Source organism: Herbaspirillum sp. 3R11 (assembly GCF_004563925.1).
Taxonomy (GTDB): Bacteria; Pseudomonadota; Gammaproteobacteria; order Burkholderiales; family Burkholderiaceae_D; genus Herbaspirillum.
In genome coordinates this window covers 315572-328910 of sequence record NZ_SPNJ01000003.1, presented here as the reverse complement: position 1 = coordinate 328910, position 13339 = coordinate 315572, and the positions used below count along the sequence as shown (strand labels likewise).

At 62.3% G+C, this 13339-nt stretch carries 12 protein-coding genes; 2 read left to right on the top strand and 10 right to left on the bottom strand.

Annotated features, from left to right (window positions below; translation table 11 throughout):
- Position 1: 1 nt before the first annotated feature.
- The 9 genes from E4P32_RS14920 to E4P32_RS14880 all read right to left on the bottom strand — a co-directional run bounded on the left by E4P32_RS14920 (position 2) and on the right by E4P32_RS14880 (position 10829).
- Positions 2-514: a sigma-70 family RNA polymerase sigma factor gene (locus tag E4P32_RS14920; protein ID WP_116435038.1), complete on the bottom strand. Its 513-nt coding sequence runs from the start codon at positions 512-514 to the stop codon at positions 2-4.
- 159 nt (positions 515-673) lie between these two features.
- The gene (locus E4P32_RS14915) at positions 674-3064 is read right to left on the bottom strand and encodes a TonB-dependent siderophore receptor (RefSeq protein WP_116435039.1); all 2391 of its coding nucleotides are present in this window, start codon (positions 3062-3064) and stop codon (positions 674-676) included.
- Between the two features lie 92 nt (positions 3065-3156).
- Positions 3157-4140, bottom strand: a complete 984-nt coding sequence (locus E4P32_RS14910; RefSeq protein WP_116435040.1) for a FecR domain-containing protein — start codon at positions 4138-4140, stop codon at positions 3157-3159.
- A gap of 24 nt (positions 4141-4164) precedes the next feature.
- Complete coding sequence (locus E4P32_RS14905; RefSeq protein ID WP_233526677.1) at positions 4165-4653, bottom strand: sigma-70 family RNA polymerase sigma factor; 489 nt, start codon at positions 4651-4653, stop codon at positions 4165-4167.
- A gap of 226 nt (positions 4654-4879) precedes the next feature.
- The gene (locus E4P32_RS14900; RefSeq protein WP_233526678.1) at positions 4880-7417 is read right to left on the bottom strand and encodes a TonB-dependent siderophore receptor; all 2538 of its coding nucleotides are present in this window, start codon (positions 7415-7417) and stop codon (positions 4880-4882) included.
- Between the two features lie 124 nt (positions 7418-7541).
- Complete coding sequence (locus tag E4P32_RS14895) at positions 7542-8558, bottom strand: FecR domain-containing protein (protein ID WP_233526679.1); 1017 nt, start codon at positions 8556-8558, stop codon at positions 7542-7544.
- Between the two features lie 14 nt (positions 8559-8572).
- Entirely contained in the window at positions 8573-9109 is a 537-nt protein-coding gene (locus E4P32_RS14890; RefSeq protein ID WP_116435042.1) for a sigma-70 family RNA polymerase sigma factor, read from the bottom strand.
- A 118-nt stretch (positions 9110-9227) separates the two neighbouring features.
- Entirely contained in the window at positions 9228-10127 is a 900-nt protein-coding gene (locus E4P32_RS14885) for an alpha/beta fold hydrolase (protein WP_116435043.1), read from the bottom strand.
- An 81-nt stretch (positions 10128-10208) separates the two neighbouring features.
- Positions 10209-10829 carry a TetR/AcrR family transcriptional regulator gene (locus tag E4P32_RS14880; protein WP_116435044.1) on the bottom strand — a complete coding sequence of 207 codons (621 nt, stop codon included), beginning with the start codon at positions 10827-10829 and terminating at the stop codon, positions 10209-10211.
- Positions 10830-11005: 176 nt separating this feature from the next.
- Here E4P32_RS14880 and E4P32_RS14875 point away from each other — a divergent pair, with 176 nt between their 5' ends.
- Positions 11006-11869 (top strand): patatin-like phospholipase family protein, encoded by an 864-nt coding sequence (locus tag E4P32_RS14875; RefSeq protein WP_233526680.1) that lies wholly within the window; start codon positions 11006-11008, stop codon positions 11867-11869.
- Between the two features lie 130 nt (positions 11870-11999).
- Here the strand turns inward: E4P32_RS14875 and E4P32_RS14870 are convergent, their stop codons facing one another.
- Complete coding sequence (locus tag E4P32_RS14870) at positions 12000-12575, bottom strand: C40 family peptidase (RefSeq protein ID WP_116435046.1); 576 nt, start codon at positions 12573-12575, stop codon at positions 12000-12002.
- Between the two features lie 231 nt (positions 12576-12806).
- Here E4P32_RS14870 and E4P32_RS14865 point away from each other — a divergent pair, with 231 nt between their 5' ends.
- Positions 12807-13214, top strand: coding sequence for a heme-binding protein (locus tag E4P32_RS14865; RefSeq protein WP_116435047.1), 408 nt, complete (start codon positions 12807-12809; stop codon positions 13212-13214).
- The last annotated feature ends 125 nt before the right edge of the window (positions 13215-13339 follow it).

The window sequence follows — 13339 nt, the reverse complement described above, 5'->3', positions numbered from 1 at the left end:
GTCAGTCGCCATATTGCACGTGATAACAAGCCGCGAAGGCGCGCTTCATGTATTGCTGCACGGAACTCAGGGAGACGTCCAGTCGCACGGCGATTTCGGCATAGCCAAGGCCGTCCAGCTGCGACAGCAGGAAGGCGCTGCGTACCTTGGCCGGCAAGGCGGCCAGCATGGCGTCGACCTGATTAAGGGTTTCCAGCACGGCCAGCCGTGCTTCGGGTGAGGGGACGTGCTCGGGCGGCAGTTGCGCCAGCATTTCGAGGAAGGCGGCTTCCAGCGCGCAGCGGCGGAAATGATCGATCACCAGGCCGCGGGCGATGGTGGCCAGCAAGGCGCGCGCTTCGTCCAGGTAGAAGTCGCGGCGCGACACCATGATCCGCAGGAAGGTGTCCTGGGCCAGATCGGCCGCCAGTTCCGGGTTGCCGGTGCGGTGGCGCAGCCAGCCCAGCAGCCAGTGATGATGGCCGGTGTAAAGGCCTGCCACGTCTTGGTGTTGGGAATGGATGACGGCGGTCATGACGACAGAAAATAATGAGAATGGTTCTCATTGTAATCTGCAAACGGCCTTCGCGCCAAGATGCGCGCCGCCGCAGTTGTTTTTCAGAACAAGCCGGCGCTGCGATTTTTGCGCCGCGCCGCCGGCAAAACATCCCTGCGGCGCGGTATTTGTTTTACCTCAGAAACGATACTTCACGGTCGCGGTCACCGCGCGCTCGGCGCCCTGATAGCACTCGCCGTGATAGCAGATGCTGTAGTAGTTCTTGTTGAGCAGGTTGGCGGCGTTCAGGCGCAGCAGCCAGGGACCGTATTCGTAGCGCATCATCGCGTTGAACAGCGAGTAGCCCCCTTGCACCGAGGTATTGGCCTCGTCGTTCTGGCGCGGGCCGACGTAGTTCACCCCGCCGCCGAAGCCGAAACCGCCGCCGGCGTCATAGTCCAGCCACAGCGAAGCGGTGCGGTCGGCCATGGTGGCCGGGACTTTGCCGACTTCGGTGGCGTCTGCGCTTTCCAGCACCTTCATGTTGAGCTTGGTGTACGACGCGATCAGGTTGAGCCGGCGGCCGATCTCGGTCTTGGCTTCCAACTCAAGGCCCCGGGTGCGCTGCTTGCCGATTTGCCGCGCGTCGCCGGTCAGGTTGTCGTAGGTCACGACATTGGTCTTGGTCAGGTCGAAGATGGCGGCAGCGAACATGGTGCGCGAATTCTCCGGCAGGAACTTGACGCCGAGTTCACTCTGTTTGCCGCGGCTGGGTTTGAACGGATTGTTGTTGATGTCGACGCCGCTCGACGGCAGGAAGGATTCACTGTAACTGGCATACGGCGCCCAGCCGTTGCCGAGCAGGTAGCTGAGGCCGACGCGACCGCTGAACACGCTGTCGTTCTGCACTTTGTGCGTGGAGTTGAGCGCGTCGTCGGTCACGCTGCGGACCTGGTCCTGGCGACCTCCCAGCGTCAGTACCCAGCGGTCCAGCAGCTTGATCTGGTCTTGCGCATAGACGCCGAGCTGGCTGACGGTCTGCGCATAATTGGCCAGCGGCGTCTGCGGTGTGGGGATGCTCAGGCCGTACACCGGATTGAGCAGGTCGAGGTCGGGCGCGGCGCCGCGGAAGCGGTTGGCATCGCCGCGATTTTCATTCCAGTCGACGCCGAACAACAGCGTCTGCGCGACGATATCGCCTTGCAATTTTCCATGCAGCTGCGTATCCAGCGAAGTCTGGCGCAAGCGGTCGTCCCACGTACGGGCGATGCGCGAATAGGTGTGTCGGTCCGGCTGCAGTTCGTCGACCCACACGACGTTGCGCTTGAGCGTGGTGTCGCTGTAGCGGAAGTTCTGGCGCAACTTCCATTGATCGTTGAAGGCGTGTTCGAGCTGGTAGCCCAGCGCGGTCTGTTCGTGGCGGAACTTGCTGAAAGAGTGATCGCCCATCTTGATGTTGGTGAGTTTGCCGTCGCCGCCGATGGCGTAGTAAGGATCTTCGCCGGAATCGTTCTTGAGGAATTCCGTCAGCACGGTCAGCGAGGTCGCCGCGCTCGGTTGCCAACGCAGCGATGGCGACAGCGCGTAGCGCGTGCGGTTGATGCGCGTGCCGTCGGGATAGCGGTCCTGATCATTGCTGTCGAGAGCGACGCCGACCAGGCGGTAACTCAGGTCGCTGTTCTCGCCGAACCGGTCGCCCAGATCGACGCCCAACTGCTTGCGGTCGAAGCTGCCGTACTGGACTTCCACTTCGCGGATGCGCTCGCCGGTCGGCGTCTTGCTGACGCGATTGACCACGCCGCCGACGTCGCCCTGGCCGAACATCACGGAGGCCGGACCGCGCAGCACTTCCACGCGCTCCAGGCCGTAGGTTTCGGTCATGGCATAGACCGGAATGAAGGGCGTCTGCGGCAAGCCGTCGCGGAAGTTGCCGGAGTAGGCATTGAAGCCGCGCAGGTTGATGTATTCCCAGCCGCGGTTGTCCGCACCGTACACATTGACGCTGACGCCGGGCGTCTGCGCGACGACGTCCATCATGTCCTGCACGCCGCGTGCTTCCATTTCCGTGCGGCCGATGACGGAGATCGATTGCGGAATTTCGGAGAGCGGCGTATCGGTCTTGGTGGCCGTCGCGCTGCGGCGCGCGACATAACCCGGGACGGGACCGTCGGCGTTTTCCAGTCCGGCGTTGACGGTCAGCGTCGGCAGTACGCTGCTGGTTTTTCCGGCGACGCCGATGGCGATGGCGGAGCCGCCGGCGGTTGCTGTCAGGCCGCTGCCGGCCAGCGCCTTGTCCAGCGCTTCACCCAGGGTCATGGCGCCGTGCACGGCGGGCGCCGTCTTGCCTGCGACCAGCGACGCGTCGACCGAGATGGCGACGCCGGCCTGGCGCGCCAGCGCGTTGATGCTTTGCCCCAGCGGCTGCGTCGGCACCGAGAATTGCTTCTCGACCGATAAGGCCGCCGATGAACTCAGGCTTTGCGCCTGCGCCGGATGCACGCTGCCCATGATGGCGAGGGCGCCGGCGCAGGCCAGTACGATGGCGCTGATGCGGATGGAATGGATCCCCTTGGAATTCGTCTTGCGCATTTCTGTGTCCCTTTTGTGAAGTTGTCACAGTGAAGACGAACGGCGGCGCAAAGACCGGACAATTATTTTTTGACGTGCAATCGGCGAAGGAATCAGCGTGGCACGATCATCGCCGCGCCGTCGGTATTGCGACTGATGCGAACCGGGAGAATCCGCGGCAGCACGCTCAGGAAGGCGTTCGGATCGCGCAGCTGGAAGCTGCCGGTGAGGCGCAGCTCGCGCAGGCGCGCATCGTCGGCCAGCGCCAGCGGCTGGTAGAGGTAGTCGTTCCAGCGGCTGACGGCATCGCTCAGGCTGGCGCCGTCGAACACCAGCCAGCCGTCTTTCCAGGCGCCGACGCTGGCGACCGGGATGCTGCGGCGCGCGCCGATGCCGTTCCGGTCGGCGAGCACTGCGTCGCCGGCGCGCAATTCCATGTCCGGCGGTCGGCGTTCGGATTCCGGCGCGAGCGTGTTGCCGCGGCTGGCCCAGACGGCGACGTGGCCTTCCGCTACTTCGACCGACATACCGTTGTCGCGCACCGCCACGGTGAACACGGTGCCGCGCACCTGCACCTGACCCCAGCTGGTGCTGACCGTGAAGGGACGTGCGGCGTCGGGGCTGACCTGCAGGCGAATCTCGCCTTGCGTCAAGCGGACTTCGCGACGGTTGCGGAAGTACGTCACCTGCGCTCTTGTGAGTGCGCCGAGATCGAGCTGGCTGCCGTCGCCCATGCGACGGGCCAGCGTTTGCGCGCGGTCGGTGCTCAGCGCCGCCTGTTCGGTCGGTTGCAGCCACCACCAGCGTCCGCCGGCGCCGGTCAGTGCAGCGATACCGACCGCACCCAGCACCGACAGCAGCGCGCGTCGCCCGGCATTCGGACGCCCGGCTTGCGGTTGGGGTACGCGGTCCCTGAGGCCTTGCAGGTCGGAGGCGGCCCAGGCGTCCAGCGCCAGTTGATAAGTGGCTTCGTGTTCCTCGCTTTGTTCGCGCCACAGCGCCAGTTCTTCGCGCGCCGATTGCGCGGTGGCCGCACTGCCGCCGTATTGACGGGCGATCAGCAGCAGGGCGTGTTCGAAGGATTGGCGTGGCGACATGGCGGCGAAGATAATGATGAGGGATCAGGTGGAAGCTTCGGCATGCATCCGGGCCAGATCCATGCAGTCGATCACGCCGCGCACGATGTGCTTTTCGACTGCCGCTTCGGAGCAATTCAATTGCGTGGCCGCTTCGGCGTGCGTGAAGCCGTACAAGCGCACCAGCACGAACGCATCGCGCCGTTTGCGCGGCATCACATCGAGACGCGCCAGCAGGCGGTCGAGCTGGCGGCGCGAGCTGAGATGACGTTCCGGCGACGGCGCTTCATCGGGGACGATCAGCGCCAGTGTTTCCAGCATCTGCGTTTCGGCGATCTTGCGGCGGGCGGCGTCGGTGACGATGTTCTTGCCGACGCGGTAGAGCAGGGCGCGCGGTTCGTGGATGGTGGATGCCGCTTCCATGGCCAGCACGCGCGCATAGCATTCATGGACGATGTCGGCCGCCGCGTCGCGATCACGCAGCGAGCGGGAGAAAAAACCGACCAGTTCATTGTAGTAGCGCAAGACCACCATAGCCGATATACGACTCCGACAAAGTGCATCACCGGTATCACCCGGACGAAAAGCATGAATTAGTAATGAAAACCATTCTCATTAAATTATACGCGATATCTTTATCGGGAAACCATTCCAGGATTGGTGGGAAGGTCGTGCAGCGAGAGGATCGGCGGGCGTTGCGGAGGAAACGATACGGCCGGACGGGCGTCCGGCCGTGGAGAGAGAATTGCCTGCTCCTTGATTACCAGCCGTATTTCACGGTCAGATAAACATTGCGACCATCGCCGTAGTAGCAGCCGGTGGCCGAGAGGCAAGCCGCGACATAGGTCTTGTTGAGGAGGTTGGCGGCATTGATCGATGCGCGCAAGCCCTTCAACTGCGGATTGTTCTTGCCGAAGTCGAAGCGGATCGCCGCATCGAACAGCGTCACGCCCGGCATGTGGTACACGTTCGCGTTGTCACCGTAGTTCTCGCCGATATGGCGCGCGCCGACGCCCATGCCGAGGCCGGCCAGTGCTTCGCTTTGCACCGTGTAATCGAGCCAGGCGCTGGCCTGGTTGCGCGGCACGAAGGCCAGGCGATTGCCGGTGGTGTTGACCGTGCCGCTGGGGTTGGCCTTGGTGATCTTGCTGTCGGTGTAACCGTAGGAGGCGATCAGATCGAGACCCTTCTGTAACTTGACCTTGCCTTCCAGTTCGATGCCGCGCATGCGTACTTCGCCGGTCTGGACGCTGAAGTTGGTGTTGACCGGATCGGGCGTGCTGACATTTTGCTGGGTCAGCTGATAGGCCGACAGCGTGATCATGGTGTTGGAACCGTCAGGCTGGTATTTGACGCCGGCTTCGTACTGCTTGCCCTTGGTCGGCTGGAATGGTTGCAGCGTGCGGCTGGTGCCGACCGCCGGCTGGAACGAGGTCGAGTAGCTGGCGTAAGGTGTGATGCCGTTGTCGAAGCTGTACAGCAGGCCGAGGCGGCCGGTGAAGGCGCCGTCGCTTTGCTTGACGCGCGTGTTGGCCGCGCTGGTCACCGTACGCGTGGTGGTATCGGCCCAGTCGTAGCGGCCGCCGGTCACCAGCGTCCAGCGATCGAGCTTGATCTGGTCTTGCAGATAGGCGCCGAGTTGATCGCGATTTTGTTCGATGTGCGTCGCCACCGGCGGAATCGCGCCGCTATACGGGACATACACCGGCGCATAGAGGTTGAGTGCTGTCGGCAACGGGCTCAGCGAGGATTCGTCGTAGACCGAACGCTCGGAAGAATAGTCCACGCCGGCCAGCACGGTCTGCTTGACCGCGCCGGTAGTGAAGATGCCCTGGACCTGGTTGTCGACGGTGAACAGTTTCGATTTTTCCGGGAAGGCCCATGCATAGCGGCCCATGCTGGCCGGGTTGCACGCGGTCGTCAGGCAGAACAGCTGCACGCGCTTGGTGTCGGACATGGTCTCGCCGTAGCGCAGGTTCTGTCGCACGGTCCAGGTGTCGTTCAGGCGATGTTCGAACTCATAGCCCAGAAAATATTGCTCGTTGCTGTAGTGGTCGAAGTTCGGGTCACCGGCAAAGGTCTCCAGCGGCAGCGCCTTGAAGACGCTGGTGTAGAGCGTGCCGTTGGCCGGCAGCACCGGCGCGCCGCCGCCGCCCTGGGAACTGATCTTCTGGTACTGCGCCATCAGCGTCAGGTGCGTGTCGGCATTGGGACGCCAGGTCAAGGAAGGCGCAATGTAAGTCTTCTCTTCGTTGACGTAGTTGTAGGCGGTGTCGCTGCGACGGGTCAGGCCGACCAGGCGATAGCTGAGCTCGCCGGTTTCGTCGAGCTTGCCGCCGAGGTCCAGCGCCAGTTGCTTGCGGTTGTGGCTGCCGTATTGCAGTTCCACTTCATGCACGGCGTCGGTGGTCGGACGCTTGCTCACCATGTTGACCAGGCCGCCCGGCGTGCCCTGGCCGTACAGCAGCGAGCTCGGTCCCTTCAGGACTTCAATGCGTTCCAGGCCGAATGGTTCGATGCGCGGTTGCGAATAGCCGCGCGAACCGAAGGGCAGGCGCATGCCGTCGAGGTAACGTCCCGGCACGAAGCCGCGCACGGTCAGCCAGTCATAACGCAGGTCGGTGTTGCCGTATTGCGTGACCACGCCGGGTGTGTAGCGCAGGCTTTCGGCGATGCTCTCGACGCCTTGCGCATCGAGTTGTTCGCGCGTGATGACGGAGATGGTTTGCGGGGTTTCCTTCAGCGAGGTGTCTGTCTTGGTGCCGGTGCGGCTGCGCGTGGCGACGTAGCCGGCGACGGGACCCAGCGGATTCTCGCGTTCGGCGGCGGCGTTGACGCTGACGGCCGGCAAGCTCTGCGGCGCGGCATTGGCGCCCGGCGCTGCGGTCGCGCCCGGTTGCAGCACGTACGTGTTGGCCGAACTTTCAACGGCGCGCAGACCGGCGTTGCCGAGCAGTGCGGCAAAACCTTCCGCCACGGTGTAGTTGCCGTTGAGCGCATTGCTGCGGCGGCCTTCGACCAGGCGCGCGTCCATCTGCATGGTCACGCCGGCGCTGCTGGCGAAGCGGCTCAGGGCGTCGCCCAGCGGGCCGGCGGAGATGTCGAAATGACGACGCGCCGCATTGGCGCTGGCAGCCGTGGCGTTGGTCTCGGCTGCAATCGCGTGCTGCAACGGCGCGGCCAGCGCCAGGCTCAGCAGGGCGCCGCGTACGGCACAATGCATCGCCTTGGGCGCGCTGCGCAGAATGGAAGCAGCCGCGGGTGCGGCCGAAGAAGGTTGCTGACGTGCTTGCTGCATGGTGGATGTCCCTGGTCGGATGATCGGATGGCGCTTCTTATCTCGATGACACGCGGGGGACGTAAAAGGGGACAAAGAAAATGAAAATATTTTTGAAAACTTCGGCGCTGCGGTTAAAGCCGCCTCAGGATGCCGTCGGCGAGGGAATCACCGTCACCCAATAACGTGAGCGATACAACACCGCGACCGGCAAGGTGTCGGGCAGCGCGTTGAGGATGCCGTCGATGTTGTCGAGCTGGAAGGCGCCCGAAATGCGCAGGCCGGCAGTCTGCGGGTCGCAGCGCAGCAGGCCGCGGCGATAGCGGCCGAGTTGCGCGACGAAATCATCCAGCCGCATGGCATTGACGATCAACTTGCCGTCGACCCACGCAGCAGCGTAGCGGTCAGCAGGTTGCGGTGCGTCGATGTTGCTGCCGTTGAAGCTGACCTGCTGGCCCGCTTCGATCACGCGCGTGCGACCGGCGTCGATGGCGGGGCGGATTTCAACCGCATGTTCCAGCACAGTGACGCGCGTGGCTGGCGCCATGGTGGGATGGGTATCGGCGGCCGACACGATGAAGCGCGTGCCGAGCGCGCGGATGTTGCCTTGCGTGGTGCGAACAACGAAGGGTCGGCTGGAACCTTGTTCGGCAGCAGGGTCGCGCGCAGTGCGGATCATGATTTCGCCTGCGTGCAAGACCAGCAGCCGCTGCTGCGCATCGAAGCGCACGTCGACGGCACTGGCGGTATTGAGGATCAGCTCGCTGCCGTCGGCCAGCGCCACGCTGCGGCGTTCGCCCGCGCCGGTGCGCAGGTCGGCGCTCCATTGCTCCCACGGCAGGGTGCGGTACGTGGCATAGCCGACCGGCGCGGAGATCAGCAGCAGCAAGGTCTTGAGCACCGCACGGCGTTCGACGCGACTGCTGCGATTGAGGCTTTGCAGCGCGATGCCGCCCGGCAGTCCGCCGAGTTTGCTGCTGACCTGTTCGGCGCGCTGCCAGGCGCGTTCATGTTCGGGATGGGCGGCGCGCCAGCGCGCGCAGGCGTCGAGATCGGCGGCACTGACCGGATCGTCATGCAGCTTGACCAGCCATTGTGCGGCCTGCCTGGCGATGGCGCGGTCGAAAGAAAAAGGTTCCGGCGGCGATGCGCGCCCGTTCATGAGTTTGGCCACCGTCAATTTCCCAGCATGATGCATTCTTCGAAGGCCAGCGCCATGTAGCGCTTTACGGTGCGCACGCTGACGTCGAGCTGATCGGCGATTTCCTGATAGGACAGGCCTTCCAGCTGGGACAGCAGGAAGGCGCTGCGGGCCTTGACCGGCAAGGCATCCAGCATGGCGTCGACTTCGTTGAGGGTTGCCAGCACCAGCAGGCGTTCTTCGGGCGACGGCGCCAGCGCTTGCGGCATTTGTTCGAGCGCCTGCAGATAGGCCTGCTCCAGAGACAGCCGGCGGTAATGATTGAACAGCACGCGCGTGGCGACCGTGACCAGATAGGCGCGTGGTTCGCGCAACGTAAGTTCCGGCGTTTGCTCGCGCTGGTGGGAGACCAGGATGCGCACGAAGGTGTCCTGCGCCAGATCGGCAGCTTCCGCATTGCCGGACACGTGGCCCAGCTTGCGCCGCAACCAGCCCAGCAGCCAGCCGTGATGGCTGTACAGCGCCTGCACCTGCACCTGAACCTGCAGCAGTGACGAATCGATAGCCGCCATCTGTTTCCCCTTGCCCTGTGTTGCCTGAATTAAATAAGAATTATTCTCATTATATATTAGGCGTGAATGGACATGCAATGCACAGGGAAAGGGGCGGCAGTTGGAATTCGACGCTGGCTCAGGTCTTGAAAAAGCGCAGCAGCTCATCGGCTACCGCGTCCGGCATTTCTTCCGGCATGTAGTGACCGCAGCCTTGCAGAATGCCGCCGCGCACATCGGTCGCGATGTTGCGCAAGGTATTGAGCAGGACATCCTTGACGCCGTGTTCCGCACCCATGGCGAGGACGGGCATGGCGAGCGTCTTTTCGCCGCGTGCGCGGCTTTGTGCAAGTCCATCCGGGCTGAAGGCCACACGATAGTAGGACAACGCAGCGCGCACGGCGCCCGGGGCGGAAAACACGCGTTCATATTCATCCAGATCGGCCGGCGTGATGGCCCAGCGGTTGATTGCCTTGGTGTGGAACAGGTAATTGAGGAAGGCGCGTTCATGGCCTTGCAGCAAAATCTCGGGCAGGTCGTCGAGACGGTTGAACGGAAAATGCCAGGTTCTGAGATTGACTTCGGCAGAAGGAATGCCGGCGGGAGGCGGCGGTGTAATGCCGGGCAGGGCGGCGTCGAACAGCGCCAGTCGCCGGATGTCTTCCGGCCAGTCGGCGGCATAGGCGTGTCCGATCCAGGTGCCGATATCGTGTCCCGCCACATCAAGCGGACCGTCTTTGAGCAGGCCGAGCGCATTGGCGAATTCATGCAGGTCGGCGGCGATCGTCTTCAGGTCGTAACCGGACGCGGGTTTGTCCGAGTCGCCCATGCCGCGCGGGTCGATGGCGATGACGCGACGACCGTTCGCGGCCAGCAAGGGCATGACAAGACGCCACGCATACCAGCTCTGCGGCCAACCGGGGATAAGCAGGATTGGCGCACCGCTGCCGCCTTCGACGTAATGCAGCCGCACGCCGTTGACATGTGCGCTGCCATGATGGAAGTGGTTCCAGAATGTATCGGGAGAAAATGTCGGCATGACGGATTCCTTTGGATGAATTGATGTTGATGGATGTTTTTCTAAATAGGAAATGAATGTTTCCTAAATTGGGAAAATTTTTTAATCGAGCACTTTCATTGCCTTGTCGATCAGGCTGTTCATTTCTTTTTTGCCGCGACCTGTTTTGCCGATGACACGCATGCCCTGCAATACGCAGAGCAGCAGCCGGGCTGTCACCGTCGCTTCGACGTGGGCGGGGATACTGCCGTCGTCTTGTCCCTGGCGAATGAACTGGGTCAGTCGCTTTTCGTGGAGATCCAAAGACCGGGCGACACGTTCGGCGATCTCCGGATCGGACATCGCGAGCTCGACGGCGCTGCTGACGATGAGGCAGCCGCGGCGGCCCTCGTCTTCGTAGCTGGATGCCGCGTAGAGCGCCAGTACAGTACGCACACGCTCGCGACCGGTCCTGGTAGGTTGCAGCGCTTGCTGCAGGCGTTCGGTGCGCAGGGTGATATAGCGTTCGAGGGCCGCGACGAACACGGCTCTTTTGTCGTCGAAGGCCTTGTAAATGCTGCCGGCGGTCAACTCCAGCGCGCTGCTGAGGTCAGCGATCGATGTACCGTAGTAACCCCTCTCGCTGAAGATGACAATTGCCTTGTCCAGTGCGGCGTCGATATCGAACTCACGCGGGCGGCCTCGGCTGCGGCTGGGGGTCATGCTGGTCTCGGAGGAAGTCATGGTTTTTATTATAGGAAATGATTGTTTCCAAATCAAGCGCGGAATGGGTGGATTGATTGCGCTAAAATGGCTGCGCCCGTTCGGGCTGAGATTTTCTGCTCTCCAAGAACATGTCCGTTTTACATCGCCTCATCGCGTTATCCTCCCTTTCTCTCCTCGCGGCCTGTAATGCGCTGATGCCCTCCAAGTCAGTCACACCGGTCGAGACGTCCCCGGTCGTGCCGGTGGCGGCGCCGACCAAATTGCCGCAAAAGCCGCGTATCGCCCTGGCGTTGGGCGGCGGCGCTGCACGCGGGTTTGCGCACGTGGGCGTGATCAAGGCGCTGGAGTCGCAAGGTATCGTGCCCGACATCGTGGTCGGCACCAGCGCAGGCAGTCTGGTCGGCGCGCTCTACGCCGCCGGCAACAATGGCTTTGCGTTGCAGAAGCTGGCGCTGGACATGGACGAAGCGACCATTTCCGACTGGTCGGTGCCGTTCTTCGCCAAGGTCAGCGGCGTGCTCAAGGGCGAGGGTGTGCAGTCATACGTCAACCGGTCGGTGAACAACCTGCCGATCGAAAAATTCAAGATTCCTTTCGGGGCCGTGGCGACCGATCTCAAGACCGGCCAGGCCATCCTGTTCCGGCGCGGCAACGCCGGCATCGCGGTGCGTGCTTCGTCGGCAGTGCCCGGCGTGTTCCAGTCGGTCAAGATCGGCGATCACTATTATGTGGATGGCGGCCTGGTGGCCCCGGTGCCGGTGCATTTCGCGCGCGAGATGGGCGCTGATTTCGTGATTGCGGTGAATATCTCGGCTCAGCCCGAAGCGCAGGCGTCGGCCAGCTCGGTCGATGTCATGCTGCAAACGTTCGCGATCATGGGGCAGAGCATCAACAATTACGAGCTCAGGGATGCCGACGTCGTGATTCAGCCAGGTCTGGGCGCGATGAAGGGCAGCGATTTCGCCGGCCGCAATCTGGCGATCCTGGCCGGTGAGCAAGCCACCATGAAGGCAATGGCGGACCTGAAGGCGAAGCTGAAGCTCAAGGGCGGGAACTGAGTTGCGTTAAGCTAAGTTGAGTTGCGTTGCCACGCAGGAAGTTAACCGCGAGCGGATCCGAAGCGATGCGGGCGCTGACTATATTAGAGGGTGATGAGGAGAGCTGCGGAACGGATGTCCCGCAGGAAACTTATTGCGTGTCTTCAGCCGTCGCCGAAATGCGGCGCGCACCATTAAAGCGCTTTTTCCAGTAGGCCACATCCATGTCTTCGATGCGCACCTGGCCGCCGGCGGAAGGCGAATGGATGAACTTGCCGTCGCCCAGATAGATGCCGACGTGCGAGAAGCCGCGACGCAGCGTGTTATAGAACACCAGATCGCCCGGACGCAGGTCAACGACTTTTTCACCGACGCGGCTGATCTCCGCCGAGGTGCGCGGCAAATCGGTGCCGAGCGCTTCCTTGAACACGTAACGCACCAGGCCGCTGCAATCGAGGCCGGTTTCGGGCGATGTGCCGCCGTAACGATAGTTGATGCCGAGCATGCTCAATGCCTGGACAGCGAGTTCGGAAGCGCGGTTGGTGATGTCGTGCAGTTTGGCGAGAGCGATGTTCGCTTTGCCGGGAGAAGTAGGAGGGGGGTCTTGTTGCAGGGGTGTTTCGATACTCCACGCAGTGCTGCAGAACCAGAATCCGGCCGCCAGCACGCATGATTTTGCGAGGTGTCGTCGGAATCGGCTGGTTTTTGCGGCGTTGCGTGTTGTCATCAGGACATTTCCCTATCGGTATGACTGCTGGAATGTAAACAATTTAGCCAGTAATGTCAAAAGCTTATTTCATGTTTTCCTACAAAAATTGCAATAAAGTCAATGCCTTACGCTGTAGGAGGATGCCGCTCAACGAGGGCGGCATCGCTGGGCTTTTGCATATTTTGTGCCAGCGCGCCAATCTCGAATTACAATCAGCATTCTTTTTTACTTGAGCCATTTGGGAGCATCATGCAAACGAAACCGTATCTGACCCTCGACGATCTGAAGAAAATTGCCGCCGGCGCCGAAGCCGAAGCAAAAGCCAATAACTGGGCGGTCGTCATTGCCATCGTCGACGATGGTGGTCACTTGCTGTGGTTGCAACGCCTGGACGGCGCAGCGCCTGCTTCGTCGCACATTGCTCCGGCCAAGGCCAAGACCGCCGCACTGGGTCGCCGCGAAACCAAGATTTACGAAGACATGATCAACAATGGTCGTTTCTCCTTCCTGTGCGCGCCTGAATTGGACGGCCTGCTCGAAGGCGGCGTGCCTATCGTGGTCGACGGTCAATGTGTCGGTGCGGTCGGCGTGTCGGGCGTGAAGTCGTCGGAAGACGTGCAGATCGGCAAGGCGGGCATCGCTGCACTGGGTCTGTAATCATGCTGGTCGGCGTGTGATCGATTCGCTAATTAGTTGATTTTTAGCCGGTTTTTGTCTGCCGGCAAGCCCACGAAATGCGCTTTCCGGCAATCTTAGGATTTGCTGGGGGGCGCATTTTGCGC

What these genes read in the sequence shown, in the direction of transcription:
- E4P32_RS14920 (WP_116435038.1), bottom strand. Translation starts at nt 514, where the DNA reads ATGACCGCCGTCATCCATTCCCAACACCAAGACGTGGCAGGCCTTTAC.
- E4P32_RS14915 (WP_116435039.1), bottom strand. Translation starts at nt 3,064, where the DNA reads ATGCGCAAGACGAATTCCAAGGGGATCCATTCCATCCGCATCAGCGCC.
- E4P32_RS14910 (WP_116435040.1), bottom strand. Translation starts at nt 4,140, where the DNA reads ATGTCGCCACGCCAATCCTTCGAACACGCCCTGCTGCTGATCGCCCGT.
- E4P32_RS14905 (WP_233526677.1), bottom strand. Translation starts at nt 4,653, where the DNA reads ATGGTGGTCTTGCGCTACTACAATGAACTGGTCGGTTTTTTCTCCCGC.
- E4P32_RS14900 (WP_233526678.1), bottom strand. Translation starts at nt 7,417, where the DNA reads ATGCAGCAAGCACGTCAGCAACCTTCTTCGGCCGCACCCGCGGCTGCT.
- E4P32_RS14895 (WP_233526679.1), bottom strand. Translation starts at nt 8,558, where the DNA reads ATGAACGGGCGCGCATCGCCGCCGGAACCTTTTTCTTTCGACCGCGCC.
- E4P32_RS14890 (WP_116435042.1), bottom strand. Translation starts at nt 9,109, where the DNA reads ATGGCGGCTATCGATTCGTCACTGCTGCAGGTTCAGGTGCAGGTGCAG.
- E4P32_RS14885 (WP_116435043.1), bottom strand. Translation starts at nt 10,127, where the DNA reads ATGCCGACATTTTCTCCCGATACATTCTGGAACCACTTCCATCATGGC.
- E4P32_RS14880 (WP_116435044.1), bottom strand. Translation starts at nt 10,829, where the DNA reads ATGACTTCCTCCGAGACCAGCATGACCCCCAGCCGCAGCCGAGGCCGC.
- E4P32_RS14875 (WP_233526680.1), top strand. Translation starts at nt 11,006, where the DNA reads ATGCCCTCCAAGTCAGTCACACCGGTCGAGACGTCCCCGGTCGTGCCG.
- E4P32_RS14870 (WP_116435046.1), bottom strand. Translation starts at nt 12,575, where the DNA reads ATGACAACACGCAACGCCGCAAAAACCAGCCGATTCCGACGACACCTC.
- E4P32_RS14865 (WP_116435047.1), top strand. Translation starts at nt 12,807, where the DNA reads ATGCAAACGAAACCGTATCTGACCCTCGACGATCTGAAGAAAATTGCC.